At 72.8% G+C, this 26,692-nt stretch carries 22 protein-coding genes; 11 read left to right on the forward strand and 11 right to left on the reverse strand.

Annotated elements, in window-relative coordinates:
* Nucleotides 1-90: 90 nt before the first annotated feature.
* Nucleotides 91-2,061: an alpha-1,4-glucan--maltose-1-phosphate maltosyltransferase gene (locus tag DPM19_RS24620; protein ID WP_199485280.1), complete on the reverse strand. Its 1,971-nt coding sequence runs from the start codon at nucleotides 2,059-2,061 to the stop codon at nucleotides 91-93.
* Nucleotides 2,062-2,463: 402 nt separating this feature from the next.
* On the opposite strand from DPM19_RS24620, the gene glgP reads away from it, so the two are divergent.
* Nucleotides 2,464-5,040 (forward strand): alpha-glucan family phosphorylase, encoded by a 2,577-nt coding sequence (gene glgP, locus DPM19_RS24625; RefSeq protein ID WP_111870395.1) that lies wholly within the window; start codon nucleotides 2,464-2,466, stop codon nucleotides 5,038-5,040.
* Nucleotides 5,041-5,408: 368 nt separating this feature from the next.
* On the opposite strand, the gene DPM19_RS24630 is transcribed toward glgP, so the two are convergent.
* The 6 genes from DPM19_RS24630 to DPM19_RS24655 form a co-directional block, all read right to left on the reverse strand.
* Entirely contained in the window at nucleotides 5,409-5,960 is a 552-nt protein-coding gene (locus DPM19_RS24630; RefSeq protein ID WP_111870396.1) for a hypothetical protein, read from the reverse strand.
* 38 nt (nucleotides 5,961-5,998) lie between these two features.
* Nucleotides 5,999-6,490 (reverse strand): SigE family RNA polymerase sigma factor, encoded by a 492-nt coding sequence (locus DPM19_RS24635; RefSeq protein WP_111870397.1) that lies wholly within the window; start codon nucleotides 6,488-6,490, stop codon nucleotides 5,999-6,001.
* 306 nt (nucleotides 6,491-6,796) lie between these two features.
* Complete coding sequence (locus DPM19_RS24640) at nucleotides 6,797-7,366, reverse strand: NADAR family protein (RefSeq protein WP_111870398.1); 570 nt, start codon at nucleotides 7,364-7,366, stop codon at nucleotides 6,797-6,799.
* Between the two features lie 149 nt (nucleotides 7,367-7,515).
* Nucleotides 7,516-8,079: a hypothetical protein gene (locus DPM19_RS24645; RefSeq protein WP_111870399.1), complete on the reverse strand. Its 564-nt coding sequence runs from the start codon at nucleotides 8,077-8,079 to the stop codon at nucleotides 7,516-7,518.
* Nucleotides 8,080-8,173: 94 nt separating this feature from the next.
* Nucleotides 8,174-8,932, reverse strand: a complete 759-nt coding sequence (locus tag DPM19_RS24650; protein ID WP_111870400.1) for an SWIM zinc finger family protein — start codon at nucleotides 8,930-8,932, stop codon at nucleotides 8,174-8,176.
* The gene (locus DPM19_RS24655) at nucleotides 8,932-11,904 is read right to left on the reverse strand and encodes a DEAD/DEAH box helicase (protein ID WP_111870596.1); all 2,973 of its coding nucleotides are present in this window, start codon (nucleotides 11,902-11,904) and stop codon (nucleotides 8,932-8,934) included. The genes DPM19_RS24650 and DPM19_RS24655 overlap by 1 nt, the downstream gene beginning before the upstream one ends.
* A 103-nt stretch (nucleotides 11,905-12,007) precedes the next feature.
* Between DPM19_RS24655 and DPM19_RS24660 the strand changes: the two genes are divergently transcribed.
* Complete coding sequence (locus tag DPM19_RS24660; RefSeq protein WP_111870401.1) at nucleotides 12,008-12,610, forward strand: Uma2 family endonuclease; 603 nt, start codon at nucleotides 12,008-12,010, stop codon at nucleotides 12,608-12,610.
* A gap of 12 nt (nucleotides 12,611-12,622) precedes the next feature.
* Here the strand turns inward: DPM19_RS24660 and DPM19_RS24665 are convergent, their stop codons facing one another.
* Nucleotides 12,623-13,189, reverse strand: a complete 567-nt coding sequence (locus tag DPM19_RS24665; RefSeq protein ID WP_111870402.1) for a Uma2 family endonuclease — start codon at nucleotides 13,187-13,189, stop codon at nucleotides 12,623-12,625.
* 200 nt (nucleotides 13,190-13,389) lie between these two features.
* On the opposite strand from DPM19_RS24665, the gene DPM19_RS24670 reads away from it, so the two are divergent.
* The 7 genes from DPM19_RS24670 to DPM19_RS24700 all read left to right on the forward strand — a co-directional run bounded on the left by DPM19_RS24670 (nucleotide 13,390) and on the right by DPM19_RS24700 (nucleotide 21,560).
* Nucleotides 13,390-14,169 carry an enoyl-CoA hydratase/isomerase family protein gene (locus DPM19_RS24670; protein ID WP_111870403.1) on the forward strand — a complete coding sequence of 260 codons (780 nt, stop codon included), beginning with the start codon at nucleotides 13,390-13,392 and terminating at the stop codon, nucleotides 14,167-14,169.
* Between the two features lie 30 nt (nucleotides 14,170-14,199).
* Nucleotides 14,200-14,982, forward strand: a complete 783-nt coding sequence (locus DPM19_RS24675; protein WP_111870404.1) for an SDR family NAD(P)-dependent oxidoreductase — start codon at nucleotides 14,200-14,202, stop codon at nucleotides 14,980-14,982.
* Between the two features lie 95 nt (nucleotides 14,983-15,077).
* The gene (locus tag DPM19_RS24680) at nucleotides 15,078-16,022 is read left to right on the forward strand and encodes an acyl-ACP desaturase (protein WP_111870405.1); all 945 of its coding nucleotides are present in this window, start codon (nucleotides 15,078-15,080) and stop codon (nucleotides 16,020-16,022) included.
* A gap of 241 nt (nucleotides 16,023-16,263) precedes the next feature.
* Nucleotides 16,264-18,030 carry a serine/threonine-protein kinase gene (locus DPM19_RS24685; RefSeq protein ID WP_111870406.1) on the forward strand — a complete coding sequence of 589 codons (1,767 nt, stop codon included), beginning with the start codon at nucleotides 16,264-16,266 and terminating at the stop codon, nucleotides 18,028-18,030.
* A 62-nt stretch (nucleotides 18,031-18,092) separates the two neighbouring features.
* Nucleotides 18,093-19,592, forward strand: a complete 1,500-nt coding sequence (locus DPM19_RS24690) for a serine/threonine-protein kinase (RefSeq protein WP_158566881.1) — start codon at nucleotides 18,093-18,095, stop codon at nucleotides 19,590-19,592.
* 217 nt (nucleotides 19,593-19,809) lie between these two features.
* Nucleotides 19,810-20,589: an electron transfer flavoprotein subunit beta/FixA family protein gene (locus tag DPM19_RS24695; RefSeq protein WP_111870408.1), complete on the forward strand. Its 780-nt coding sequence runs from the start codon at nucleotides 19,810-19,812 to the stop codon at nucleotides 20,587-20,589.
* Between the two features lie 20 nt (nucleotides 20,590-20,609).
* On the forward strand, nucleotides 20,610-21,560 hold the full coding sequence (locus DPM19_RS24700) for an electron transfer flavoprotein subunit alpha/FixB family protein (RefSeq protein ID WP_111870409.1): 951 nt from the start codon (nucleotides 20,610-20,612) through the stop codon (nucleotides 21,558-21,560).
* A 51-nt stretch (nucleotides 21,561-21,611) separates the two neighbouring features.
* Here the strand turns inward: DPM19_RS24700 and DPM19_RS24705 are convergent, their stop codons facing one another.
* A complete protein-coding gene (locus DPM19_RS24705; RefSeq protein WP_111870410.1) occupies nucleotides 21,612-22,808 on the reverse strand; it encodes an MFS transporter in 1,197 nt (398 codons plus the stop codon).
* 82 nt (nucleotides 22,809-22,890) lie between these two features.
* Nucleotides 22,891-23,418, reverse strand: a complete 528-nt coding sequence (locus DPM19_RS24710; RefSeq protein ID WP_111870411.1) for a TetR/AcrR family transcriptional regulator — start codon at nucleotides 23,416-23,418, stop codon at nucleotides 22,891-22,893.
* An 84-nt stretch (nucleotides 23,419-23,502) separates the two neighbouring features.
* Here DPM19_RS24710 and DPM19_RS24715 point away from each other — a divergent pair, with 84 nt between their 5' ends.
* Both DPM19_RS24715 and DPM19_RS24720 read left to right on the forward strand, forming a co-directional pair.
* Nucleotides 23,503-24,654 carry a cysteine desulfurase family protein gene (locus tag DPM19_RS24715; RefSeq protein WP_199485267.1) on the forward strand — a complete coding sequence of 384 codons (1,152 nt, stop codon included), beginning with the start codon at nucleotides 23,503-23,505 and terminating at the stop codon, nucleotides 24,652-24,654.
* Nucleotides 24,655-24,722: 68 nt separating this feature from the next.
* Nucleotides 24,723-25,580 (forward strand): DUF1206 domain-containing protein, encoded by an 858-nt coding sequence (locus DPM19_RS24720; protein WP_111870412.1) that lies wholly within the window; start codon nucleotides 24,723-24,725, stop codon nucleotides 25,578-25,580.
* On the opposite strand, the gene DPM19_RS24725 is transcribed toward DPM19_RS24720, so the two are convergent.
* Nucleotides 25,568-26,602, reverse strand: coding sequence for a DUF695 domain-containing protein (locus DPM19_RS24725; protein ID WP_111870413.1), 1,035 nt, complete (start codon nucleotides 26,600-26,602; stop codon nucleotides 25,568-25,570). The genes DPM19_RS24720 and DPM19_RS24725 overlap by 13 nt on opposite strands.
* Nucleotides 26,603-26,692 lie beyond the last annotated feature (90 nt).

Genomic DNA, 26,692 nt, shown 5'->3' on the forward strand with positions numbered 1-26,692 from the left:
CGTCGGGGCGGGGTACACCGTCGAGCCCGCCCGGCGCGCCGGCACCCGGGTAGGGCGCCGCCGGGCCCGGCGGTGAGGAGTGGGAAGTCGTCAACTCTCGCCTCTTTGCAGGGTGAAGATGTGGGCCGGCTGGACATGCGGGTCGAGCCGCACGTAGTCGGCCTCCCGCCACTGGTAGGACTCCCCGCTGAGCTCGTCGACGACGGTGAACTCGTCGGACCAGTCGAGACCGAGGGCGGGCATGTCCAGGTACACGGTCGCCTCGCGTACCTGATGGGGGTTGAGGTTCACCACCACGAGGACGACGTCGTCGACCAGCCGTTTGGAGAAGCAGATGATCTCCCCCTGGTCGACGTGGTGGAACCGCAGGTTGCGCAGCCGTTGCAGGGCGGGGTGGTTGCGACGGAACTCGTTCAGCCGGGTGAGCAGCGGGGCCAGCGAGGTGCCCTCGCTCTCGGCGGCCTCCCAGTCGCGCGGCCGGTACTGGTACTTCTCGGAGTCGCGGTACTCCTCGCTGCCCGGCCGCACCGGCGTGTTTTCCACCAGCTCGTAGCCCGAGTAGACACCCCAGGTCGGCGACAGCATGGCCGCCAGGATCGCCCTGATCTCGAACGCCGGCCGGCCGCCGTGCACCAGGTACTCGTTGAGGATGTCGGGGGTGTTGACGAAGAAGTTGGGCCGCATGTACTTCGCGGCGTCGCCGCTCAGCTCGGTGAGGTAGTCCTGGAGCTCGTCCCGGGAGTTCCGCCAGGTGTAGTAGGTGTACGACTGGTGGAAGCCGACCTTGGCCAGGGTGTGCATCATGGCCGGCCGGGTGAACGCCTCGGCCAGGAACAGCACGTCGGGGTCGGTCGTGTGCAGTTCGGCCAGCAGCCGCTGCCAGAACCCGACCGGCTTGGTGTGCGGGTTGTCGACGCGGAAGATCCGTACGCCGTGGTCCATCCAGTGTCGGACGACCCGCAGCACCTCCTGGTAGATGCCCTCGGGGTCGTTGTCGAAGTTGAGCGGGTAGATGTCCTGGTACTTCTTGGGCGGGTTCTCGGCGTAGGCGATGGTGCCGTCGGCGCGGGTGGTGAACCACTCGGGGTGCTCGGTCACCCAGGGGTGGTCGGGGGAGCACTGCAACGCCAGGTCGAGGGCCACCTCCATCCCCAGGTCGCCCGCGTAGCCGACGAACGCGTCGAAGTCCTCCAGGGAGCCCAGATCGGGGTGGATCGCATCGTGCCCGCCCTCCGCCGAGCCGATCGCCCAGGGGGAGCCCGGGTCGTACGGACCGGCTTTGAGCGTGTTGTTGGGCCCCTTGCGGAACACCTGGCCGATGGGGTGGATCGGCGGCAGGTAGACCACGTCGAAGCCCATGTCGGCGATGGCGGGCAGGCGCTTCATCGCGGTCCGGAACGTCCCCGACATCGGGCCCCGGCGGCCCATCGGGTCGAAGGACGCCCCCTCGGAGCGGGGGAAGAACTCGTACCAGGAGCCGTACAGCGCGCGCTCGCGGTCCACGGTCAGCGGGAACCAGTCGGTGGTGGTGACCAGTTCCCGCAGCGGGTGCCGCAGCAGCAGGTCGAGGACGTCGGGTGAGCCGGCGGCGGCCAGCCGGTCGAGTGCCGGGATGGTCTCGTCCACCAGGTCGCGGGCGAGCCGGGTGAGCGTCGGGCGGTCCTTGCCGGGCAGTTGCGCGGCGGCGCGCTCGAACAGCCGGGCGCCCTCCAGGAACATCAGGTCGGCGTCCTGGCCGCGCGGCACCTTGATCTCCGCGTCGTGCCGCCAGTGGGCGATCGGGTCGCCCCAGGCCTCGATCCGGAACTGCCAGTCGCCCGGCTTGGTGGGGGTGACCTCGGCGGCCAGCCGGTCGGTGCCGGGGGTCACCTCGGCCATGTGCATCAGCGGGCCGGCCTCGCCGTCGGGGGAGCGGAGCACCACGGCCGCGCCGAGCATCTCGTGCCCCTCGCGGAAGATGGTGGCGGAGACCTCCACGGTCTCACCGGCGATGGTCTTGGCCGGCCAGCGCCCGCACTGGACGGTGGGCTCGACGTCGAGGATCGGGATCCGGCCGATGATCTCCGGCGCGGGAGGCTTCTTCGGCCGCGGCTTCGCTCTCGACTTGGGTGTCCGCTGGTTCCTCGTACCCGACCCGGTCCCCGACTCAACTGGCATGCCTCACCTCTAACCGCTCCAAAGGCGTCAAAACGGATTAAATAGCTGCTGTGGTTCACCCCGGTCGGTGTGCTCCAGACGTGACCATGCCCGGGATCCGGCCGTTACCGCCCCGTACCGTTCGTTAAGTTTGGGCAACGTCTCCACCACCGGTGGTCCGTTCCACAGCGACGCTGGTGGCGACGGCCCGGATGGCCGCAACAGGCCGCAAGATCGAACCTGGGCGGCACTCTTCGCTAACCCCATGGGGCCAGATGGCCCCCCGCGGTCGCGAGCAGCGGGTGTGACCGCATAGCGTGACTGAACGTGAAGGCCATCCGACGATTCACCGTACGAACCGTTCTGCCCGAACCGCTGCGGCCGCTGGAAGAGCTCGTCCTCAACCTGCGCTGGTCCTGGCACCACGAGACGCTGGACCTGTTCCGTGCGGTCGACCCCGAGCTGTGGGAGGCCGTCCGGCACGACCCCGTGAAACTGCTCGGCGAGGTCTCGCCGGACCGCCTCGCGGCGCTCGCCGCCGACCGCAAGTTCCTGCGCCGGCTGCGCCACGACGCCGAAGACCTGCGCGACTACCTGACGGCGCCCCGCTGGTACCAGTCGCTGGCCGACGCGCCCGCGGCGATCGCCTACTTCTCGCCCGAGTACGGCATCACCGCGGCACTGCCCCAGTACTCCGGCGGCCTCGGCATCCTGGCCGGCGACCACCTCAAGACCGCCAGCGACATGGGCGTGCCCATCGTCGGGGTGGGCCTGCTCTACCGGCACGGCTACTTCTCGCAGTCGCTGTCACGCGAGGGCTGGCAACTGGAGCACTACCCGCCGATCGACCCCAACGGGCTGCCGCTCACCCCGCTGCGCGAACCCGGCGGGTCGCCGGTGCGCGTCACCATCAACCTGCCCGAAGGGCGGCACCTGAACGCCCAGGTGTGGGTGGCCCAGGTCGGCCGGGTGCCGCTGCTGCTGCTCGACTCCGACGTCGAGGACAACGACCCCGCCGCCCGCGACGTCACCGACCGGCTGTACGGCGGCGGCACCGACCACCGGCTGCTCCAGGAGATGCTGCTGGGCGTCGGCGGGGTGCGGGCCATCCGCGCCTACTGCCGGATCACCGGCCACCCCGCCCCCGAGGTGTTCCACACCAACGAGGGGCACGCCGGGTTCCTCGGCTTCGAACGCATCCGCGAGCTCATCGCCGAGGCGGGCCTGTCCTTCGACGAGGCGCTGGAGGCCATCCGGGCGGGCACCGTCTTCACCACCCACACCCCGGTTCCGGCGGGCATCGACCGGTTCCCCCGCGAGCTGATCCACAAGTACTTCGGCGGCGACGTCGAGGCCGCCGGGGTACCGGTGGACCAGGTGCTGGGGCTGGGCGCCGAGACCTACGAGGACGGCGACCGCACCGTCTTCAACATGGCCGTCATGGGCATGCGGCTGGCCCAGCGGGTGAACGGGGTCAGCGAACTGCACGGCCGGGTCAGCCAGGAGATGTTCGGCGGGCTGTGGGGCGGGTTCGACCTCGACGAGGTACCGATCGGCTTCATCACCAACGGTGTGCACGCCGACACCTGGGTGGCCCGCGAGATGCTCGACCTGGTCGCCCGGTCCGCGCGCGGCGGCTGGGCGGGCGCGGAGGCACTGCCCGAGGGCGAGATCTGGCGGGTGCGGCGCGTGCTGCGCGACCGGCTGGTCCGCGACGCCCGCCGCCGGCTGCGCGAGTCCTGGCGGCAGCGCGGCGCCGCGGAGGCCGAGCTGACCTGGGTGGACGACGCGCTCGACCCCGACGTGCTGACCATCGGGTTCGCCCGCCGGGTGCCCTCCTACAAGCGGCTCACCCTGATGCTGCGCGACCCCGAGCGGCTGCGCGCGCTGCTGTTGGACCCCGAGCGGCCGGTGCAGATCCTGATCGCGGGCAAGGCGCACCCTGCCGACGAGGGCGGCAAGCGGCTGATCCAGGAGATCGTGCGGTTCGCCGACCGCGAGGGGGTGCGGCACCGCATCGTCTTCCTGCCCGACTACGACATGGCGCTGGGGCAGATGCTCGTCCAGGGCTGCGACGTGTGGATGAACAACCCGCTGCGCCCGCTGGAGGCGTGCGGCACGTCCGGCATGAAGGCGGCGCTGAACGGCGGGCTCAACCTGTCGATCCGCGACGGCTGGTGGGACGAGTGGTACGACGGGCAGAACGGCTGGGCCATCCCGTCCGCCGACGGGCTCGGCGACGCCGACCGCCGCGACACCCTGGAGGCCGCCGCGCTGTACGAACTGATCGAGGACCACGTCTCGGTCATGTTCTACGACCGTGACTCGTCCGGGCTGCCCCGGCGCTGGCTGGAGATGGTCAAGCACACGCTGGCCTCGCTCGGCCCGAAGGTGGTGTCCACCCGGATGCTGCGCGACTACACCGAGACCCTGTACGCCCCCGCCGGCCGGGCGGCGCGGGTGATGGCGGCCGACTCCTACGCCGGCGCCCGGGCGCTGGCCGAGTGGAAGCAGCGGGTGGCCAAGTCCTGGCCCGGTGTGGTGGTCGACCACGTCGAGACCTCGGGCGCCGAGAGCCCCGAGGTGGGCGCCCGGCTGACCGTGCAGGCGCTCGTCCAACTCGGTGACCTGTCGCCCGACGACGCCGCGGTCGAGGTGGCCTACGGCCGGGTGGACGAGAGCGACACCCTGGTCGAGCCGGTCTACCGGGAACTGGTGGACGTCGAGACGACCGAGAACGGCCGGCGGCGCTATGTCGGCGAGGTCCCGCTGGACCGCACAGGCGCCTTCGGCTACAGCGTCCGGGTGGTACCCCGGAACCCGCTGCTGGCCAGCCGCACCGAACTCGGCCTGGTCGCCCTCCCGTCCGCCCCGCACGGCATGACCACCGGCGACCTCCGCTGAGCCCACCCGTTCCCCGGGCCGCGCGGGCTTGAGCCCTTCCGTCCCCGGGCCGCGCAGGCGGCCCGGGAACGGGGCTTCGGGCCAGTGCCACTCAGTGAGGCGTGTTTCGAAGTGGCCGGGTTGCCGGTGGTCCTCGTTCGCTCGTCCAGGACTCGGCCGTCCTGGCGGGAGTGCCTTGCAGGTGACGTGCCGCCGGGGCCGCCGGCACCGGCCCGGCTCACCCCGTCGACTTGACCAGAAGCCCGCCACAAGCGCCTGCGCCGATGATCGTTGAGGATGGGTGGGCCTGCAGGCCCACCCATCCTCAACGATCATGTCGGCGAGGGGCCGGGCGCGGGCACAGCGGCCTTGGGCTTCGGGACGGTCGGTCAGCCGGGTGAGGGGGGGACCACGATCCCGATGGCCCGCAGTGCCTTGTCGGTGCAGGGCAGGTCGCGCAGGACGATCGTGGTGTTCGTGCCGTCCCGCCGCCGCTCGGCCACTCCCGGGCACGTCCGGTCGAGCCCGGCCTCGACCTCGTCGATCCTTCTCTGATCGGCCTGCCGCGAGCAGTCCATGACGACGATGCGGACCTCCTTGCGGCCGTCGGCCGCTGTGGACCGGGTGTGGGCGAGCCGCAGGCAGTGCAGGGCGGCCGGGGGATACGGCCGGGCGTCCTCTCCTCTCGGGATGGCGACTCCTGTCGGGGTGGCGACGACCCGCTGGACCTGCTGGGCCGGTGCGGACCGGTCCGGTGTCCAGAGGGTGCCGAGCCCGGCGGCGGCGACCGCGGCGACGGCCAGGGCGGCGCCCGCGCCGCGCCGGTTGCGCCGCGCCCGCCGGCCGCGGCGCTCCGCGCGGTCGGGCAGGTCGGGCGGTGCTGAGCGGGCGGCGACGTGCTCGGCCAGAACCTGGCGCAGCCGCTCCTCGATCGGTGACATCTCGGGTTCTTTTTCGTGCGGGCGTGACATGGCGCTGTTCAGGTCCTCTCCCGTATCGGTGCGACCGCCGGGTCGGCGCGGAGCTTGGCGAGGGCCCGGCTGATCTGGCTGCGCACGGTCACCGGCGAGCAGCCGAGGATCTCGGCGATCGCGACGTGCTCCAGGTCGGCGTAGTACCGCAGCACCACCGCGGCCCGCTCGCGCCGGCCCAGCCGGCCCAGCGCGTCCCACAGCAGGTCGCGGTCCTCCACCTCGGTGCTCTGCGGCCCCGGCAGGTCGGGCAGCCGCTCGGTCGGCACCTCGCCGTGCCAGCGCCGCCGCCACCAGGAGACGTGCGAGTTCGCCAGGATCCGGTAGACGTAGGGGTCCGGGTCGTCGCCGATCCGGTGCCAGGCCAGCCACGCCCTCGTCAGCGCGGTCTGCACCAGGTCCTCGGCAGTCGCCCAGTCGCGGCAGAGCAGGTACGCGGTGCGCAGCAGCCGCGTGGACCTGTCCGCGGCGTACTCCCCGAACTCGGGTCTGCCCGTCATCTCTCACCCCTCGGCCGGCGGTCCGTCGCCGACTACTACCGCCGAGCCCCCGCGGAACGTTGCGCGCCGCGAGAGGATCGTCCGGCTCGATCGGCGGCGGAGGCTGACGCCCCGGGTGATCCTGGAGGATTCAGGGGGCTCCAGCCCCCTGAATCCTCCAGGATCACTGGCGTGCGCTCTCACCGGAATCCGAGGTGTCGCAGCGCCTCGGAAGTTCCACGGCGGCCCAGGGAGGGTGGGCGGTGTGCTGGCCGTCCGGCAGGGTGGTCGGGGGACGCCGTGCACCGGGAGCGTGAATCGGGGGGCTCAGCCGGCGGCGAGTTCGTCCCGGACGTCCATCAGCGCGAACCCGAGCAGGTTCAGACCGCGCCAGGCCGATGGTCGCCGCGCCTCCGGCTGGTCGGCGGACAGGCCGATGCCCCAGACGGTGTCGTACGGGCTGGCCTCCACCAGGACCTTGCCGGCGGTCGCCAGCAGGAAGTCCCGGAGCCTCGGGTTCGTGCCGAACTTGGCCCGGTTCGCGGCCACCACGATCTCGTACCGGTGCCGCGCCCAGGTCTCCTCGTCGAACCCGCGCACCTTCCGCCCCGCCCCCTTGGCGGCGTCCGGGTCGGGCGAGGCCAGCACCCGCCCGACGCCCGCCTCGTCCCCGAACAGCCGGGCCTTGCCCGCCATCATGTAGTGCTCGGCCGTCGGGTACCGGACCCCGTCCGCGGTGAACGGCGCCGGGTACCACTGGCTTAGGCACCCCTTGCCGAGCCCGCCGCCCGCCGGCGGCCGGTGCCCCCAGAACAGCAGCAACTCCGGCAACCCGCCCCGGGCCTCCAGCGCGACCAGTTCGCCCACGTCCATGCCGCCGATACTGGCGGTCCGCATCCGCCCGCACCACCGGTTTCCGCCCACCGCTCAGGCAGATGCCCGGTCCACCCACACCAGCCGGACGTCGGCCAGCCGCCCCAGGAAGCTCCGCGCCCGCTCCGGCGAGCCGAACGACATGAACGTGGACCGCGGACCCGCACTCCCGGTCAGGCGGTGCCGGCATCGTCCTGGGACGGGATGGCGCCGATGGCGCTGCCCCGTGCCGAGGAGGCGTGGATCTGCTCGATGCAGGCGGTGCGGAGAGCGTTTTCGAGTTCCTCTCTGCTACGGCCCCATGCCCATCCCCATTCGTCCCCCATGCCGTAGATCTGACCGAGTGGCGGATCGGTGTAGAAATCCCACTCCGCTGAATCCGCGTCGGCGGCGAGGGCACCGACGGCGAGGGCTTCGACCGCGGTAATGGTGCGCGGGGCGCTGAGACGGCCGGTTAGGTGACGGCGGGCGAGGTCGGTGTAGACGATGTCGATCGCCGCAGGCAGATCGAGGACCCGGGCGTCGGTCTCGACGAGGACGTCGGGGAGCAGGTCCCGGACATCTCGGGAATCGGTGCCGTCGAGTCCGGCGAGCGTGCGCAGGGCCACGCCGTCCATGCCGTCGGCGAGCCATTGCGCGGCCCACCAGGGCACCCGGTCCGTGGCCAGCGGGAAATCGCAGACCCCCCAAGCCCGGACGAGTTCGGGTGAGGGGGTTTCGTCCGGTGCGTAGGTCACGGGGCAGTGTTTCCCCACGCCGCGGTTACGGTCAACCGGTATACGGCCGGCCTCCCCGCGCTGGTCAGCGCCCTGCGTCCCGCGGCCGGGCGGGTCATTCCTGCGGGGTGTCGGCGGCCTGGGTGAGGGCGGTGTAGGCGGGGGTGAGGAACTCGGTGAGGGGGCGGCGGCGGACCTTGACGGCGGGCGGGTCGAGCAGGCGGAGCAGCAGGTCGGGTGGGGCGGGGGGAGTGGGCGGGCGCTCGCGGAGCGCGGCCAGGCCGGGGCCGGGGGACCAGAAGCCGTCGGCGGTGAGCGGGAGATCCTCGACGGCGAGCGGGTCGGCCGTGGCGGAGGAGGCCCGGCGCAGGGCGGTGAGCAGTTGCTCGCGGGTGCGGCCGTTCCAGGCCAGGACCAGGAACGGGTCGTCGTCGAACGAGCCGGCCAGCAGGTAGAGCACCGCCGCCGCGTGCTCGCACGGATCGCCCCAGCCGGGGCAGTCGCACATCAGGTGTAGGTCGCGGGGCGAGCGGGGCAGCAGCGGGACACCGAACTCGGCGAAGACGTCGTCGATCTCGGGCGGGAACTCGCCCGCCAGCAGCCGGGCCCGGAACACCGCCCGCCCGGCCAGGGCCGCCTCGATCGCCCGCCAGTCGGCGCCGTCGATCGCGTCGATGCCGATCGCGACCCGGTACGGGTCGGGGCCGGAGCCCCGCACCCGCGCCGTCACCTCGTGCGGGCCGACCCGCAGGTCGAGCACCCGGCCCTCGCGGGCGCAGGAGAGACCCTGCCGCAGCCGCTCCACGTCGGGATAGGACTCGATCAGGGCGACGAACCGCCGCGTCCACCCCGGGGCCTGCTCGGAGTGCGACATCAGGCGCTCACCGCCTCGGGGGACAGCCGCAGCACGTCGCGCAGCTCGGCCACCGACAGCTCCGACAGCCACTCCTCGCCGGTGCCGACCACGCTGTCGGCCAGCGCCTTCTTGCGTTCGATCATGTCGTCCACCCGCTCCTCCAGGGTGCCCACGCAGACGAACTTGCGGACCTGGACGTCGCGGGTCTGCCCGATCCGGAAGGCCCGGTCGGTGGCCTGGTCCTCCACCGCCGGGTTCCACCAGCGGTCGAGGTGCACGACGTGGTTGGCGGCGGTCAGCGTGAGCCCGGTGCCGGCCGCCTTGAGCGACAGCAGGAACACCGCGGGCCCGGGGTCGGACTGGAACCACGCCACCATCTCGTCGCGCCGCTCCCGCGGGGTGCCGCCGTGCAGCCACAGCACCGGGCGGTCGAGCCGGGTCGCCAGGTACGGCTGGAGCATGGTGCCGAACTCCGCGTACTGGGTGAAGACCAGCGCCTTCTCGCCGCGCTCGGTGATCTCGGCGCAGATCTCCTCCAGCCGCTCCAGCTTGCCCGAGCGGCCGGGCAGCCGGGAGCCGTCCTTGAGCAGGTGGGCGGGGTGGTTGCAGACCTGCTTGAGCTTGGCCATGGTGGCGAGGATCAGCCCGCGCCGCTGCCGCTCGTCGCTCTCGGCGATCTGTTCCAGCATGTCGTCGACCGTGGCCTGGTAGAGCGAGGCCTGCTCGGTGGTCAGGTTGCAGTAGACCTTCATCTCCTGCTTCTCCGGCAGGTCGGAGATGATCGTTTTGTCGGTCTTGAGTCGGCGCAGCACGAACGGCCCGGTGGCCCGGCGGAGCGCGGCGGCGGCGGCCTCGTCGCCGTGCGCCTCGATCGGTATGGCGAACCGCTCCCGGAACGCCGGGCGCGGCCCGAGCAGCCCCGGGTTGGCGAACTCCATGATCGACCACAGCTCGGTGAGGTGGTTCTCCACCGGGGTGCCGGTCAGCGCGATCCGGGTGCGGGCCGGGATGCTCCGCACGGCCCGGGCCTGCCTGGTGCCGCTGTTCTTCAGCGCCTGCGCCTCGTCGCAGACCACCCGCCCCCACTCGACCCGGGCGAGCGTCTCGGCGTCCCGGGCGGCGGTGCCGTAGGTGGTCAGCACCAGGTCGCTGTCGGTCGCGGCCCGGACGAGGTCGTCGTCGCGGTGCCGGCCGCCGCCGTGGTGGACGTGCACCCGCAGCTTGGGGGTGAACCGGGCCGCCTCCCGCCGCCAGTTGCCCACCAGCGACATCGGCAGCACCGCCAGCGTGGGCCCGGCCGGGGAGCCACCGGTCCGCTCGTGCTCCAGCAGCGCCAGCACGGTGATCGTTTTTCCGAGGCCCATGTCGTCGGCGAGCAGCGCCCCCAGCCCCAGGCCGTCCATGAAGGACAGCCAGGCCAGCCCGCGCTCCTGGTAGGGGCGGAGCGTGGCCTCCACCCCGGGCGGGGCCGGGACGGGCACCAGCCGCCGGGCGGCGTCGCCGGACAGCAGGTCGCCGAGCGGCCCGTCGGCGGTGACCTCCACCAGCGGCAGCGCCACGCTCCCGGAGTGGATGACGGCCCGGACCGCCTGGCCGGCCGTCATGGTGCCATGCCTGCGCTGCTGGACGAAGTCGAGCGCGGCGGCCAGCCGCTCCTCGTCGAGCTCGACCCAGCGCCCGCGCAGCCGGACCAGCGGCGCCTTCAGCCGGGCGAGTTCGGCGAGCTCGCCCTCGTCGACCTCCTCGTCGCCGACGGCCAGCGTCCAGCGGAACCGCACCAGGTCGCCCAGCCCGAACCCGGACGAGGCGGCCGAGCCGGAACTGGCCTCCTCGTCACCGCCGCGCAGGGCGAGCCGGATGCCCAGCCGGGCGGTGCCCGCCCAGGTCGGCAGCAGCACCCCGAACCCCGCGGCGGCCAGCAGCGGCGCCGTCCCGCGCAGGAACTCGGCCGCCCCCGCCGCGTCGGTGCGCAGCTCGGCCGGGGCCGGGTCGCGCAGCGCCTCGACCAGCCCGGGGAAGATCCGCAACGCCCGGCCCAGCCCCGCCAGCAGGGTCTCCTCGGCGTCCTCGACCGGCCCGGCCCGGCCCGCCCAGACCAGGGACGCGGGCACCAGCAGGCTCGGGTCGTCGGTGCCCTGCAACGCGAACTCGATCCGCCACGGCCCCTTCGGCTCGGCCTCCGGCGGCTCGGTCAGCCGGAAGCACAGCCGCACCGGCCCGACCGGCCGGACCGCCGCCGCGGCCCACGCGTCGAGCTCGGCCGCCAGCTCCCGGGGGTCGTCACCGGGCTCCCGGGAGATCGCCGGATCGGGCCCGGCCAGCGCCGCCGCCCAGCGTTCGGCCAGCGGCAGCCGGTCGGGCGCCCGGCCGGTGCGGGACGGCAGCAGCGGGTGCGGGAGCACCCCCCGGACGGCGGTGTCGGCCAGCCCGGACAGCGCCTCGCGCAGCACCTCGCCGACCGGCCGCCCGGGGTCGGCGGCCCGGCAGGCGGGCGGCATCGCGCGGGCCAGCCGCCGGAACCGCTCGGGGTCGGTGAAGACCGGCCGCCAGCGCGCCGCCAGGTCGCCGTCCTCGCGGACCAGCGTGGGCAGCACCCGCCCCCGGGCGGTGAGGTCGAGCGCCTCGGCGGCCAGCAGCGCCAGGAACCGCAGGTCGGTGCCCGGCACCACGTCGGCGGCCCCCTCGGCCGCGCACAGCAGCGCCATCGCCGGGAACGGCTCCAGCACCAGCGCCGGCACCCGCCAGGAGACCAGCTCCGGCCGTCCCTCGGGAGCCACCGCCCCCAGCTCCGGCGAGGGCAGCGGGCGCCCGCCGGCGGACGGCAGCAGCACGTCCAGCGCGACGCGCCCCGCCCCGCGCACCAGCGGCTCGTAGGAGGTCCCGCCGAAGTCCCGGGTGGCGAACGGATGCCCGTCGCCCAGGTTGAGATCGGAGCCCTCCGCCCACACGCAGAGCGCCCCGCCGTACCAGAGCGCGTGCGCGACGAGCACGAAGGATCCCCCGAACATTTCGACGAAACGGCCGCTCAGAACCTACCAACGGCACCCGGCATCCGGCCTACGCTCGGAAGTAGCCGCCCTGCAGGAGGAGAAGATGAGCGTCGCGTACGAGCCCCTCCAGGGCTGGGGGCCGTACACCATCGAGGACCTGCACGAGGCACCCGAGGACGGCAAGGGTTTCGAGCTCTGGAACGGTTGGCTGATCGAGAAGAAGGCGTTTTCCGTCCGGCACAACGCGGTCTCCTCAGCGTTGCGCGAGGTCTTCATCGCGGCCGCACGACAAGCGGGCGCCGACGTGTTCGTGGATGGGAGCGAGTACGAGTTCGCCGTCTCCTCGGGCGTTCGGAAGCCCGATGTCTTCGTCATCGACACGGATGCCATCCACGCGGCCTGCGCGGCGGACGAGATCCTGCTGGACCCCGCGGACACGCTCCTGGTCGCGGAAGTGGTCTCTCGGCACAGCGGCAGCGAGGCCCACGACCGGGTGGTGAAGCGCGCCGAGTACGCCCGGAGCGGGGTGCCCCGGTACTGGATCGTGGATTTCCGGCCGGTGCCCCGGATCGAGGTGCTCGAACGCAACGAAAAGGGCGTCTACGAGACCACTCAGATAGCGGTCGACGACCAGGCGCTGACGGTCACCGAACCGTTCGAGATCACCGTCGTCCCGGCCGATCTGCTGGGCCTGGGCGGGCGGTAGCGAGCCGCCGGATCAGTCCAGCAGGCTCTGGACGTCGATCTCCAGAGGGAAGGGCGTCTCGGTCTTCAGCAGGGTGCGGTACTCGCCGGTCTGCTCGTAGCGCCGGGAGCTGGGCGTGATCTGGTGGGTGAGGATCACCAGTTCGCCGTTCTCGTCCATCTCGACCCGCCAGAAGTGCGGGATTCCCGCGTGGGCGTACTGCGCGGGCTTGTCGATCCGGTCGGTGATGATCGAGCCGGGCGACATGACCTCGATCGCGAGGAGCACCTCGGTGACGGGGATCGGCACCCGGGTGCGCGGGACGGACGCGCTGTAGACGATGACGTCGGGCTTGCGGTCGTGCAGCGGTACCTCGTGCATGCGCACGTCGGTCTCCGTGGTCACCTGCCACTCGGCGGGGCACTGTGACTTGATGGCCCGTCGCAGCTCCGAAGTGACATCGTTGTGCAGCGGAGTCGGCGAGGGGCTCACCAGGACTCTCCCGTCCACGATCTCGATACGCCGGCAGACCTCTTCCGGCAGGTTCGCGTACTCCTCGGCGGTGATCTCCGAGAGCATCCAGTCGGGAAGCGCTGTCATCGCGGTGCACCTCTCCAGGAACCTGACCGGGCGGCCGTCCGCTACGGAGCCCTTGGTCCGATGATACGGCCGGGCTGCATCGGACGGTCGGTGTCCGTTTCGCTCCGAAGCGTAGCGGCCGGTGGGTCGGGGTGCGGGGGTTTCGGCCGTGATCGTGCCCGTTAGTGTCAGCGGGAGAGGCAGTCGATCGAGGAGGCGTCGTGGGCGAGTTCGTGCGGGTCGAGGTCGGGGACGGGGTCGGGACGATCCGGCTGGACCGGCCGAAGATGAACGCGCTGAACGCCCAGGTGCAGCGGGAGCTGATCGAGGCGGCCACGGTGGTCACCGGCGACGCGGACGTGCGCGCCGTGATCGTGTACGGCGGCGAGCGGGTGTTCGCGGCCGGGGCCGACATCAAAGAGATGGCGGACATGTCGTATGCCGAGATGTCCGCGCACTCGACCCTGCTCCAGGAGTTCACCACCGCGCTGGCCGCCATCCCCAAGCCGGTGATCGCCGCGATCACCGGTTACGCCCTGGGCGGCGGGCTGGAGGTGGCGCTGGCCGCCGACTTCCGGGTGGCGGGCGAGGGCGCCAAGGTGGGGCAGCCGGAGATCAAGCTCGGCATCATCCCGGGCGCGGGCGGCACCCAGCGGCTCGCCCGGCTGGTCGGCCCGGCGCGCGCCAAGGACCTGATCTTCTCCGGCCGGCACGTCGGGTCCGCCGAGGCGTTGTCGATCGGCCTGGTCGACCGGGTCGTCCCGGACGCCGAGGTCTACACCGCCGCCCGCGCCTGGGCCGCGGAGTTCACCGCCGGGCCGGCGCTCGCGCTGCGCGCCGCCAAGCAGGCCGTCAACGCCGGCCTGGAGGTCGATCTCGCCACCGGGCTGGAGATCGAGCGGGTGCAGTTCGCCGCGCTGTTCGCGACCGAGGACCAGAAGACGGGCATGCGGAGCTTCGTCGAGGAGGGCCCCGGGAAGGCGAAGTTCGCCGGCCGGTGATGTGGACGACTTGTCAGTAACATCCCGCGCATGCGACGACATGCGTACCGGCGCGCCCTGGTGACGGGCGCGTCCAGCGGCATCGGCGAGGCCTTCGCGCGGCTGCTGGCCCGCCGCGGCACCGACCTCGTGGTGGTGGCCCGGCGGGCCGACCTGCTGGCCGATCTCGCGGCCGGCCTGCGCGCCCGGGACGGGGTCTCGGTCCAGGTGCTGCCCGCGGACCTGACCGACCCGGCCGGGCGCGGCGCGGTGGAGGACCTGCTGCGCGCCGAGCCCGTGGACCTGCTCGTCAACAACGCCGGCTACGGCGCGTTCGGCGGCTTCGCCGAGATCTCCCTGGACGACCAGCTCAAGGAGGTTGAGCTCAACGTGGTGGCGCTGATGCGGCTGGCCCACGCCGCGCTGCCCGCGATGCTCGACCAGGGCCGGGGCGGCGTCCTCAACGTGGCCTCCATGGCGGGGTTCGTGCCCTCGCCGGGCAGCGCCGTCTACGGGGCGACCAAGGCGTACGTGACCGCCTTCTCCGAGAGCCTGCACGCCGAGGTGGCCGGCCGCGGCGTGCACGTGACCGCGCTCTGCCCGGGCTTCACCCGTACCGATGAGACGGTGGGCGCGAACCTGCTGTGGCTGCGCCGGGCCGATGTCGCGCGGGCGGGCCTGGACGCGGTGGCGCGGGGCCGGGCGCTGTGCGTTCCCGGAGCCCAGTACCGGACGGCGCTGCCGGCGTTGAAGCTGGTCCCGCGGCCGGTGCTGCGGGCGGCGGTGCAACGCATGTGGGGCCGCGCGGTGGCCACGCATGCCGACAAACATTGAGCCGCGAGTTTTGTGGTCCCCGCCATTGGACGCTTTACCTACGGAGCCGTAAGTTACTGTCCCGAAAGTTGTAATGTCTGCACGAGGGGTCCGACATGTCGTCCTCCGCACCGAAGGACCAGATCGCACTGCTCCGGGAGCTGGAGCCGGTGGTGGAGCAGGAGCTCAACCGGCACCTCTCCATGGCCAAGGAGTGGTTCCCCCACCAGTACGTGCCGTGGAGCCAGGGCCGCGACTTCGACGGCCCCATGGACGGCGAGGCCTGGGACGTCGAGCAGTCCAAGGTGACCCCGGAGGCCCGCGAGGCCCTGCTGGTCAACCTGCTCACCGAGGACAACCTGCCCGGCTACCACCGGGTGATCGGCACCGTCTTCAACATGGACGGCCCCTGGGGCACCTGGGTCAACCAGTGGACCGCCGAGGAGAACCGGCACGGCATCGTCATGCGCGACTACGTCACGGTGACCCGGGCGATCGACCCGGTGCTGCTGGAGCGCGCCCGCATGCAGCACATGAAGATCGGTTACGCGGCCGACCACGGCGACAAGATGCTGCACGGCATCGCCTACGTCTCGTTCCAGGAGCTGGCCACCCGGGTCTCCCACCGCAACACCGGCAAGGCCTCGGGCGACCCGCTGTGCGACCAGATGCTCGCCCGGATCGCGGCCGACGAGAACCTGCACATGATCTTCTACCGCAACCTGCTCGACGCGGCCTTCAAGGTCGACCCCGACGGGACCATGCGGGCCGTCACCGACGTGGTGAAGAACTTCCAGATGCCCGGCTACACCATCGACGGGTTCCTCCGGAAGTCGGTCATCATCGCCAACGCCGGCATCTACGACCTGCGGCTGCACCACGACGACGTGCTCGCCCCGATCCTGCGCAAGTGGGACGTCTGGAACATGGCGGGTCTCGGCGGCGACGGCGAGAAGGCTCGCGAGGAGCTGGCCGAGTTCATGGAGCAGCTCGACCAGGCCGCGACCAAGTTCACCACCCGCCGCGAGGAGCGCCGCGCCCGGCAGGCCGCCCGCGGCTGACCTGCGCCGACTTGTGATGATCTTGCGCGGATCCCTGGCGATCTGTGCAAGATCATCGCATTTCGGTGGGAACCTCCGCGTTCCTTCCACCGTCCTAGAGACCGGAGCCGCAGGCGGATCTTGACGGGGACGGGAGCATGGCGCGAGCCGACCGACCGCAGAAGTGCCCACCACGCCCGTTCAGCGGGATGTTCCGAGCCCTCGGGCCGGGCGCCCCCGCGGGGGTAAGGTTGCGGCAGCGATGAAGGGGGTTGCCACGTCCGGGGAACGCATCGGCCGCTACCGCCTGCTCGAGACGCTCGGGGAAGGCGGTATGGGCGTCGTGCACCTCGGGGTCGACCCCGAGGGGCGCAAGGTGGCCATCAAGGTGCTGCGCGCCTCGGTGGCCGCCGACGCCACCGCGCTGCGCAGGCTGGCCCGCGAGGTCGACTCGATGCGCCGGGTGCACAGCCCGAACGTGGCCGAGATCGTCGACGCCGACGTCACCGCCGAGCGGCCCTACATCATCACCCAGTACGTGCCCGGCCGCACCCTGGAACAGGCCGTCGAGGACGACGGCCCGCTGTCCGGAACGGCCCTGCAACGGCTGGCCGCGGGGCTGGCCAAGGCGCTGTCGGCGATCCACGGCGCGGGCATCATCCACCGTGACCTCAAGCCGGGCAACGTGATGTTCCTGGACGGCGAGCCGGTCGTGATCGACTTCGGTATCGCGCAGGGCATGGACGCCACCCGGCTGACCGCCACCGGCATGGTCATCGGCACCCCCGGCTACCTGGCGCCCGAGATCATCGAGGGTGAGGACGCTGGCCCGCCGTCCGACGTGCACTCCTGGGCGAGCACGCTGGTCTACGCGGCGACCGGCCGGCCGCCGTTCGGCTCCGGCACCTTCGAGTCGATCTTCTACAAGATCATGCAGGGCACCCCCGACCTCGACGGGGTGCCCGACGCCCTGCTGCCGCTGATCCGGACGGCGATGGCCCGCAACCCGGCCGAGCGACCGACCGCAGTCAAGCTCGTGCAGCTCAGCCGGCGCCTCAGCCTTGAGGCGACCATCACCGACCAGACCCGGATCGACACGATCCGGCGGGTCGACCGGCCCGCCGAGGGGCCGCAGTCGATGCAGATGTACGCCCCCGCGCCCCCGCACCCGGAGCCGGTGCCGGCCCAGCCGCGCGACTTCAAGGGCATGCTGCCGCCGGCCGCCCCACCGCCGCCCCCGGCCCCCGCTCCGGCGCCGCCCGCGCCGGCCCCGTACGAGCGGCCGCACTACGAGCAGCAGCAGCGGCGCCCCGAGTACCCGCCGCCTCCGCCGCCGGTGCCCTACGACCCGTACGCGCCCCAGGAGCAGTACCGGCCCGCCCCGCCGCCACCCGAGGAGCGCCGCCCCGACACGCGCCGCGCCGAGGAGCGCAAGCCGTTCGGCTGGTACCGCCTGTGCAGCCTCGCCGTGCTCGCCGGGCTGCTCGGCCTCGCCGCGCTGGCCCCCACGGTGGCGCTGCTGGCGACCCTGGCCGGGGTCCTGCTGCTGCGGATCGGCGACCGGGCCGCGAGCAAGCTGGAGTCCCGGCGCACCCGCCGGGGGCCCAGCTCGGGCGACGTCGTCGGCGCTGTGGTGAGGTCCCCGCTGGCGGTGCCGAGGGCGTTGCTGACGACCACCCTGCTGGTCCCGATCGGGGTGCTGCTCGGCCTGGCCGTGGTGCTCACGCTGGCGGTGATGCGGCCGGATACGGACACCGCCCGGGCCCTCTCCTACGCCGTGATGGCGATCGTCCTGCTGCTCTCCCTGGGGCCGGGCAGCGTCGGCCCGCGCCGGCAACTGGCCCGTTTCTGGGGAGCGCTGCTGCCCCGGCGCGAGCCCGCGATGGCGATGGCGCTGGTCCTGGGGGTGCTCGCGGTGGTCCTGATCGGGCTGGCCCCCGAGCAGGAGCCCGACCTCCGGCCGCTGGGCGAGCAGAGCGGCACGCTGCGCGATGTCCGGGGCGATCTGCGCAGCCTGCTGCCCTGGTGATCCGTTGTCCCCGCACCGCTCCATGACCCGGCGGTAGGGTGGCCAGCGCGATGGACGGGGACGTGAGACAGCAGCGACAGATCGGCCCGTACCGGCAGCTCGCCCGGCTCGGCGAGGGCGGCATGGGCGTGGTCTACCGGGGCGCCGACCCGGCAGGCCGTGATGTCGCGATCAAGGTGCTCAAGCCCGAGGTTGCCCGCGAGCCCACCGCGCTGCGCCGGCTGGCGCGCGAGGTCGACATGATGCGCCGGGTGCTCAGCCCGCACGTGGCCGACGTGCTCGACGGCGACGTGACCGCCGACCACCCCTACATCGTGACGCGCTTCGTCCCGGGCCGCCCGCTGGACGAGGTCGTCGCCGAGCACGGCCCGCTGACCGGCCCCGCGCTGCGCCGCCTGGCGATCGGGCTGGCCAAGGCGCTGACCGCCATCCACGAGGCGGGCATCGTTCACCGCGACCTGAAGCCGAGCAACGTGCTGCTGGTCGACGGCGAGCCGGTCGTGATCGACTTCGGCATCGCCCAGGCCATCGACTCGACCCGGCTCACCCAGACCGGGATGCTCACCGGCACGCCGGGCTACCTCGCCCCGGAGATCCTCGACGACGAGCGCGCGACCTCGGCGTCCGACGTGCACGCCTGGGCCGTCACGGTCGCCTTCGCCGCCACCGGCCTCCCGCCGTTCGGGCAGGGCGCGATGGAGGCCGTTTTCCTGCGGATCCTGAACGGCCGGGCACAGCTCGACGGGGTGCCCGAGCCGCTGCTGCCGCTGCTGCGCTCGGCCATGTCCCGCGACCCCGCCGCGCGGCCGACGGCCGCCGAGCTGATCGAGGCCGCGACCGCGCTCGACCTGGGCCCGGCCGAGGTCACCGTGCCGGACGCCCCGGCCCCGGACGCCCCGGCCCCGGACATCCAGGCCACCGCGATCGTCCCGCCACCGGCCGAGCCCGCCCGGCCCGTCTCCGCCGCCCCGCCCACCCGGATCGCCGGGCCGGGCGAAGGTCTGCCAGGACCGTCGCGGCTGGCCGTGGCGCCGACCTGGACCCGGCTGCTGTCGGCGATGGTGGTGACCACCGCGGTGGGGGTCACGATCATGATGCCGGTGGTGGGCGTCGTGCTCTCCCTGGGCGCGGTCTTCGCGCTGCGGGCGGGCGCGGCCTTGCCGGTCTCGCCGGGCGCGCTGGTGCACGCCCTGGGCCGGACGGCCGCCACGGTGCCGTACGCCGCCGTGGTGACCCTGGTCGTCACCGTGCTGCTGGCCGCCCTGGTGGCCGTCGGCGCCGCCACCGACCCGGTGGGCGCCTGCGCCTGGGGGACGGGCGCCGGGGTGTACGTGCTGTGGGCGGGGCCCGGCGTGCGCGGCCCGGCCCGCGGGCTGCGCCGGCTGCTGGGCGGGGCGGCCGCGAGCCCTCGCCGGATCGGGCTGGTCGGCGTGGCCTTCGGCACGCTGGCCTTCCTGTCCGTGGTCGGGGCGGTCTCGCTGACTCCGAGCCTGGCTCCGATGTACGGCCTGCAGAACTCCCTCGACAGCTCGCTGACCCGCTTCCAGGAGGCCGTCGGCTGACCCTCGGCCCCGGCGGGTGAAGGGCGATTTGCGCTATGGCTACTCACCGGTAACATTTAGGTCTCATAGCCAACCGAGGACCCGGAGCCGAAGCCGGTTCGGGCGTTTGGGAGGCTGTGGGGAACGAAACGCAACCAGCCCGCGTCGACCCGCTTCGGGCGGCGCCCCGGCCGTGATCGCAACGGCCAACTGAGTGCAGGGAGGTCGGCCACCGGCCATGAACATCGTCGTCTGCGTGAAGCAGGTTCCCGACACCGAGAGCCCGCGCAAGTTGAAGTCCGATGACAAGACGCTCGACCGTGGCGCCGCCGACGGTGTCATCAACGAGCTCGACGAGTACGCCATCGAGGAGGCGCTGCGCATCAAGGAGGCCCACGGCGGTGAGGTGACCGTCCTCACCATGGGCCCCGAGAAGGCGACCGACTCGATCCGCAAGGCCCTGGCCATGGGCGCGGACAAGGCCGTCCACCTGGTCGACGACGCGCTGGTGGGTTCCGACGCGCTGCAGACGTCGTACGCCCTCCAGCAGGTGCTCGGCCGGACCGGGTTCGACGTCGTCGTCCTGGGCGCCGAGTCCACCGACGCGCGGACCGGCATGCTCCCCGCCATGCTGGCCGAGCGGCTGGGCGTCCCGCAGCTCACCCTCGCCAACAAGGTCGACATCGACGGCTCCAGCATCACGGTGCAGCGGCTGACCGACTACGGCTACGACAAGGTCGAGGCGAGCCTGCCCGCGGTCGTGAGCGTCGTGGAGAAGACCAACGAGCCGCGCTACCCCTCCTTCAAGGGGATCATGGCGGCCAAGAAGAAGCCCGTCGAGACGCTGGGCGTCGCCGACGCCGGCATCGACGCGGCCCAGGTGGGCCTGGCCAACGCCGCCACCGAGGTGGTGGACTTCGCCGAGGCCCCGCCGCGGGCGCAGGGCCAGATCGTCACCGACGAGGGTGACGGCGGCGTGAAGGTCGCCGACTTCCTCGCGTCGAAGAAGTTCGTCTGAGCGAGGAAGGGAACAGGAACATGGCGGAGATTCTCGTCCTCGTCGACTACGTCGACGGTGAGGTCAAGAAGGTCACTCTCGAACTGCTCACGCTGGCGCGCCGGCTGGGCGAGGCCGCGGCGGTCTGGGTGGGCCCCGGCTACGAGAACGCCAAGGACAAGCTGGCCGAGTACGGCGCGGCCAAGGTCTACGTCGCCGCCGACGAGGAGCTGACCTCCTACGTCGTCGCCCCCAAGGTGGAGCTGCTGGCCCAACTGGTGGCCGAGAAGTCGCCCGGCGCCGTGCTCGTCTCCGCGACCGGCGAGGGCAAGGAGATCGCCGGCCGGCTGGCGGTCAGGACCGGCTCCGGCGTCCTCACCGACGTCGTGGACGTGACCGAGGGCTTCGTCGGCGAGCACTCGATCTTCGGTGGCGCCATCGTGTCGCACGCCAAGGTGCGGCAGGGCACCCCGATCATCGCCGTGCGCCCCAACGCCATCGCCACGGAGGCCGCCCCGGGCACCCCGGCGGAGGAGCAGGTGTCGGTGGCCCTGTCCGACGCGGCCAAGGCCGCCAAGGTCGTGGAGAAGGTCGTCCAGGAGAAGGGCGAGCGCCCCGACCTGACCGAGGCCGCGATTGTCGTCTCCGGTGGCCGCGGCGTGGGCAACGCGGAGAACTTCAAGATCATCGAGGACCTGGCCGACTCCCTCGGCGCGGCCGTCGGCGCCTCCCGCGCCGCCACCGACGCCGGCTGGTACCCCCACCAGTTCCAGGTCGGCCAGACCGGCAAGACCGTGTCGCCGCAGCTCTACGTCGCGGTCGGCATCTCCGGGGCCATCCAGCACCGGGCGGGCATGCAGACCTCGAAGACGATCGTCGCCATCAACAAGGACCCCGAGGCGCCGATCTTCGAGCTGGTCGACTTCGGGCTGGTGGGTGACCTGTTCCAGGTCGCCCCGCAGCTCACCGAGGAGATCAACAAGCGTAAGTAGCACCGCGCGGAACGGCCGGGACGAGCGCTCGTCCCGGCCGTTCCGTCGTGTTCAGGCCGCCACCGGTGCGCGCTCGGCCGCGGCCGGCTCCGCCGCGGCGACGGAGATGCGAGCCCGGCGGTTGATCGGGACGAACCGGGCACCGAGCGCCACGATGAGGGCCAGCCCGATCACCACGGCCAGCCCGGCCCGCAGCGAGGTCGCCTCCGACAGGAAGCCGACCACCACCGGCCCCAGCAGCAGCCCGCCGTAGCCCATCATGCCGACCTGCGAGATCGCCGCGGTCGCCTGGCCGGGCGCGATCGTCCCGGCCACCGACATGGTGATCGGCACCACGGTGCAGATCGCCAACCCCGCCAGGAAGAACCCGGCGAGGGCGATCGGGGCGGCCGGGGCCAGCACGACGGCCGTCATGGCGACCGCCGTGCCGAGCCCGGCCGCGACCAGCAGCCGGCGAGTGCCGAGCGCGGTGCGCAGCCGGTCGCCGACCAGCCGGCCGATCAGCATGGCCGTCTCGAACAGCGGGTAGCCCAGCGCGGCCAGCGCCTCGCTCGCGCCCAGTTCCCCGTGCAGCAGCAGCCCGCTCCAGTCCGCGATGGAACCCTCGGCCATGAACGCGATGAACGCCAGCGCGCCGATCAGGTAGACGGCCAGGGGCAGCCGGGCCCGCCGGCCCTCCGTGGTCGCCTGGGCGTCGCCCGGGTCGGCGAGGTAGGTGGAGCGCAGCGCCAGCGCCACCGGCAGCGCGGTGACCGCCACGGAGAGCATGGCCGGGGTGAAGCCGAGCCCCAGCGCGGCGGTGAGGGAGCCGTACAGCCCGCCGGTCATCGCGCCGACGCACCAGCCCGCGTGCATCCCGTTCATGACGGGACGCCCGTAGGCGCGCTCGACGGCGCCGCCCTGGGCGTTCATGGCGACGTCCGTCACGCCGAACGCCATGCCGAACAGCGCCAGCGCGACCAGCAGCGTCCCGTAGCCGGGGGCGAGCGCGACGAGCGCGAACGCGACCGCGGTGAGCGGCAGCGCGGTTCGCAGCGAGGCGCGGCTGCCGGCCCGGGCCAGCACGCCGCGCAGCCCTTGCATGGCGGCGAGGGCACCCAGCCCCCAGACCAGGACGCCGACCCCGACCCGCCCCTCCGCGATGCCGAACTCGGTGGCCAGCGCGGGCAGCCGGGTCACCCAGACGCCGCACAGCAGGCCGGCCAGGGCGTAGGTCAGGAACGTCCCCCAACGGGCACGACGCAGCAACTTCTCATTCCTTTCGCGGGGGGTTGGCGCGCGCCCGTGCAGGGCGGGGCGCGGCAGGGTGGAGCGGGAGAGGGGGGTGGGGCTAGGAGTCGAGCATGCTCAGCAGGCGTTGTTTCAGCGCCCTGCAGCCGTCCGCGTCGAGCAGATCGGGATCGTGGCTGAGCACTTCCCACAGGCCTTCGGCGGCGAGCCGCACCACCAGTGCGGCCAGCGGATCGGGATCCTCGGCCGGGTCGCGGCGATGCCAGCGGGTCATTGCCGCGTTCAGCGGGGCGCCCAGCTCGGGGCCGGTGGCGGCCGCGGTGATGGCCGACCATCGTCGGCGGGAGCCCGCGTTCTCACCGTCCGTCAGGATTTCGAACGTGGCCTCGACATAGGCCCGGGTGTAGGAGCCGGGGGTGCCGTCGTCGTGGCGGGCGACGAGTGCGTCGAACTCCGCGATGACCCGTTCGATCAACCCGGTGAGCAGGGCTTCCTTGGTCGGGAAGTGGTAGAGGAGCCCGCCCTTGCTGACGCCGGCGCGCTCGGCCACCGAGGCGAGCGTGAGCGCCTGGGTGCCGTCCTCGAAGAGGACGCACTCAGCGGCATCAAGAAGGGCATTCCGGGTCATAACGCCCCAACTGTACCGTCCGGACGGTACAGTCGCCAACCGGGGCGCGATCTCCGGCGAGAGCGCGATTAGGCTGGAGTCGCCATGGTGACGTATCTCGACCACGCGGCCACCACCCCGATGCTGCCTGAGGCCATCGAGGCGATGACGGCCGAACTGGGCAAGCTGGGTAATCCGTCGTCCCTGCACGCGCCGGGCCGCCGCGCCCGCCGCGCCGTGGAGGAGTCGCGGGAGATCATCGCGGCGGCCTTCAACGCCCGCCCCAGCGAGGTGATCTTCACCGCGGGCGGCACCGAGGCCGACAACCTCGCCGTCAAGGGCATCTACTGGACGCGCCGGGCCGCCGACCCCCGCCGTGACCGGGTGCTGGTGAGCGCGATCGAGCACCACGCGGTCCTCGACGCGGTGCACTGGCTCGCCGACCACGAGGGCGCCCGGGTCGACCTGATCCCCGTGGACGAGCGCGGCCTGATCGACCCGGCCGCGCTGGGCGAGATGATCGGGCCGGACGTGGCGCTGGTGACCGCCATGTGGGCCAACAACGAGGTCGGCACCGTGCAGCCGGTCGCCGCGCTGGCCGCGGCGGCCGAGGGCGTCCCGCTGCACACCGACGCGGTGCAAGCTGCCGGCCAGCTCGACGTCGACTTCGCCGCGTCCGGAGCCGTCGCGCTCAGCCTCAGCGGGCACAAGCTCGGCGGGCCGCCGGGAGTGGGCGCACTGCTGCTGGCCAAGGGCGTCGATCCGGTCCCCGTACTGCACGGCGGCGGCCAGGAACGGGACGTCCGCTCCGGCACGCTGGCCACCGCCGCCATCGTCGGCTTCGCGACGGCGGTGCAGATCATGGCCGAGCGCCGGGCCGCGGAGTCCGCCCGGCTGGCCGGGCTGCGCGACGCCCTCATCGCCGCGATCCGCCGCGAGGTGCCCGACGCGATCCTCAACGGAGACCCGGCCGACCGGCTGCCGGGCAACGTGCACTTCTCCTTCCCGGGCTGCGAGGGCGACTCCCTGCTCATGCTGCTGGACGCGCGGGGCATCGCCTGCTCCACCGGATCGGCGTGCTCGGCCGGCGTCTCCCAGCCCAGCCACGTCCTGCTGGCGATGGGGGCCGACGGTGACCGGGCGCGCGGCTCGCTGCGGTTCTCCCTCGGCCACACCTCCACCGAGGCGGACGTCACCGCGCTCGCCCAGGCCATCGGCCCGGTGGTGGAGCGCGCCCGCCGCGCCGGCCTGAGCTGAGCCGCTTGGCGAAAGTTTGACCTTCACCCCTCAGGGCAGGCCCCAGCCGGTTTTCGAGGAGGTGTCACATGGCCGCGAACCTCGCGGGGAACGACGTCGGGCGGGCGAGCCGGCGGGCCGCCGGCCACCCCATGTTCCACCGGCTCTGCCGGGCCGGGCTGGCGGCGCGGGGCGTCAACTACATCCTGATCGGCGCGCTGGCCGTCCAGATCGGCCTGGGCGACGAAGGCAAGACGGCCGAGAAGAAGGGGGCGCTGCAGGTCGTCGCGGACACCCCCGGCGGCACCGTGGCGCTGTGGCTGCTCGTCGTCGGATTCGCCGGGCTCGCGCTGTGGCGCTATGCCGAGGCGCTGTACGGGCAGCCGGTGCCGGGTGGCGACAAGCCCGTCAAGCGGCTGGAGTCGCTGGTCCACGGCGTGGTCTACACCGCCGTCTTCGCGGGCGCGCTGGCTTACGTGCTCGGCCGCAAGACCCAGACGACCGACGAGCAGTCCAAAACGTTCAGCGCTGAGGCGATGTCCCACACCGGCGGGCGCTGGGCGGTGCTGGCCCTCGGACTGGTCCTCCTGGCCTACGGCGTGGCCAAGGTGGTGACGGGCGTCCGGCACAAGTTCCTGGAGACGCTGCGGACCGGCGAGATGGACCCGCGGACCCGGCAGATCGTCAAGTCGCTCGGTGTCGTCGGCCACATCGCGCGGGGCGCGGTGTTCGCCGCCGCCGGGGTCTTCATCGCCCACGCGGCGATCACCTTCGACCCCGACAAGGCCAAGGGCCTGGACGGCACGCTGCGCGAGTTCGCGCAGACGCCCGCCGGCCCCTGGCTGCTCGTCGCGGTCGCCGTGGGACTGGTCGTCTTCGGGCTCTACTCGCTGTGCGAGGCCCGCTGGCGCAAGGTGGAGACCGTGGGCCGGGGTCAGGGCCGGTAGGGCGCCAGCGCCCGCCAGCCGGGGTCGGGGGTCGAGGACACCTTGGCCTTGCCCTCCGACCACCCGGCGGCCAGCTGGTCGAGCTCGCCGACCACGCCGGAGTCGGGGTCGGCGTACAGGTGGAAGACCCGCAACCCGTCCCCGGTCTCCCGGAAGGCCAGCACGGCCCGGCCGCCGAGCTGGGTGAGCCGCTTCTCGAACTTGCGCAGCGCGGACGCCGACGGCTCGACCGGCAGCCGGTCGGGGTTGCTGTGGGCGTACGGCACGGATACGGCCACGTGCAGGTCGCACAGCGGGTAGTCCTGCCGGTGCAGCGGGAACCGGGCGCCCAGCCGGGCCGGGTGCCCCCGCGGGGTGCGCCCCTCGCCGCTCAGCCAGGACGGCTCCCGGAACGGTTCGGAGACCTGGCCGGCGACGGCCGGCAGCATGGCCGGCGGCAGCGCGTCGATCGGCGCCTCGGTGACCGTTGTGACCTCGCCGATCCAGCGGGCCACGTCGTCCTCGCCGAGCGCCCAGTCGAGCACGTGGTAGGCCACCTGCAACCGGGCCTCCTCGGCGACGAACAGGAAGTCGGGGTGGTAGGCGGTGACGTCGATGCGGGCCCGGCCGGGGTCGGCCCGCATGCCCAGCCGGACGTACTCCAGGTCGAACTCGTGGTCTTCGAGGGAGAGCCGCTGGCCGAGCATCTCCGGGTCGGCCTGCCGGGCGGAGTGGAAGGTCCAGTCGCCGCGTGCGGGGGCGGCCAGCCGCCAGCGCTCGGTGAGGCCGCGCAGTTCGGGCCGCCCGCCGCCGGTCACCGTCAGCACCGGCCCGGCGTCGCCGCTGCCGGGGCCGAGCTCCCACTGCAGCTCGGGGTGGATCTTGTGGATCCGCAGCGACAGTTCCTCGATCGTTTCGGTCGGCGGCCCGTCGCCGAGCGTCTGTGCGACGGCGGGTCCGGCGCGCTCCCACCATTCCCAGAACTCGGCGATCGCGGGCGTGGTCGTGGAGGACGCGTCACGAGGGCGGCGGAAGATTCCCATAGCGGGCATCATCGTACGCGGACGCGCCGCAGGTCGGCAGCACGAAACGCGCGCACTCCGCAGGAGGGGGGCGCGGATAACCGGTCGGTG

The organism is Actinomadura craniellae (assembly GCF_003289645.1).
Classification (GTDB): Bacteria; Actinomycetota; Actinomycetes; order Streptosporangiales; family Streptosporangiaceae; genus Actinomadura_D; species Actinomadura_D craniellae.

What these genes read in the sequence shown, in the direction of transcription:
- DPM19_RS24715 (WP_199485267.1), top strand. Translation starts at nt 23,503, where the DNA reads ATGGTGACGTATCTCGACCACGCGGCCACCACCCCGATGCTGCCTGAG.
- DPM19_RS24725 (WP_111870413.1), bottom strand. Translation starts at nt 26,602, where the DNA reads ATGGGAATCTTCCGCCGCCCTCGTGACGCGTCCTCCACGACCACGCCC.
- DPM19_RS24680 (WP_111870405.1), top strand. Translation starts at nt 15,078, where the DNA reads ATGTCGTCCTCCGCACCGAAGGACCAGATCGCACTGCTCCGGGAGCTG.
- DPM19_RS24700 (WP_111870409.1), top strand. Translation starts at nt 20,610, where the DNA reads ATGGCGGAGATTCTCGTCCTCGTCGACTACGTCGACGGTGAGGTCAAG.
- DPM19_RS24710 (WP_111870411.1), bottom strand. Translation starts at nt 23,418, where the DNA reads ATGACCCGGAATGCCCTTCTTGATGCCGCTGAGTGCGTCCTCTTCGAG.
- DPM19_RS24695 (WP_111870408.1), top strand. Translation starts at nt 19,810, where the DNA reads ATGAACATCGTCGTCTGCGTGAAGCAGGTTCCCGACACCGAGAGCCCG.
- DPM19_RS24635 (WP_111870397.1), bottom strand. Translation starts at nt 6,490, where the DNA reads ATGACGGGCAGACCCGAGTTCGGGGAGTACGCCGCGGACAGGTCCACG.
- DPM19_RS24685 (WP_111870406.1), top strand. Translation starts at nt 16,264, where the DNA reads ATGAAGGGGGTTGCCACGTCCGGGGAACGCATCGGCCGCTACCGCCTG.
- DPM19_RS24660 (WP_111870401.1), top strand. Translation starts at nt 12,008, where the DNA reads ATGAGCGTCGCGTACGAGCCCCTCCAGGGCTGGGGGCCGTACACCATC.
- DPM19_RS24640 (WP_111870398.1), bottom strand. Translation starts at nt 7,366, where the DNA reads ATGCGGACCGCCAGTATCGGCGGCATGGACGTGGGCGAACTGGTCGCG.
- DPM19_RS24720 (WP_111870412.1), top strand. Translation starts at nt 24,723, where the DNA reads ATGGCCGCGAACCTCGCGGGGAACGACGTCGGGCGGGCGAGCCGGCGG.
- DPM19_RS24630 (WP_111870396.1), bottom strand. Translation starts at nt 5,960, where the DNA reads ATGTCACCGATCGAGGAGCGGCTGCGCCAGGTTCTGGCCGAGCACGTC.
- DPM19_RS24665 (WP_111870402.1), bottom strand. Translation starts at nt 13,189, where the DNA reads ATGACAGCGCTTCCCGACTGGATGCTCTCGGAGATCACCGCCGAGGAG.
- DPM19_RS24650 (WP_111870400.1), bottom strand. Translation starts at nt 8,932, where the DNA reads ATGTCGCACTCCGAGCAGGCCCCGGGGTGGACGCGGCGGTTCGTCGCC.
- DPM19_RS24675 (WP_111870404.1), top strand. Translation starts at nt 14,200, where the DNA reads ATGCGACGACATGCGTACCGGCGCGCCCTGGTGACGGGCGCGTCCAGC.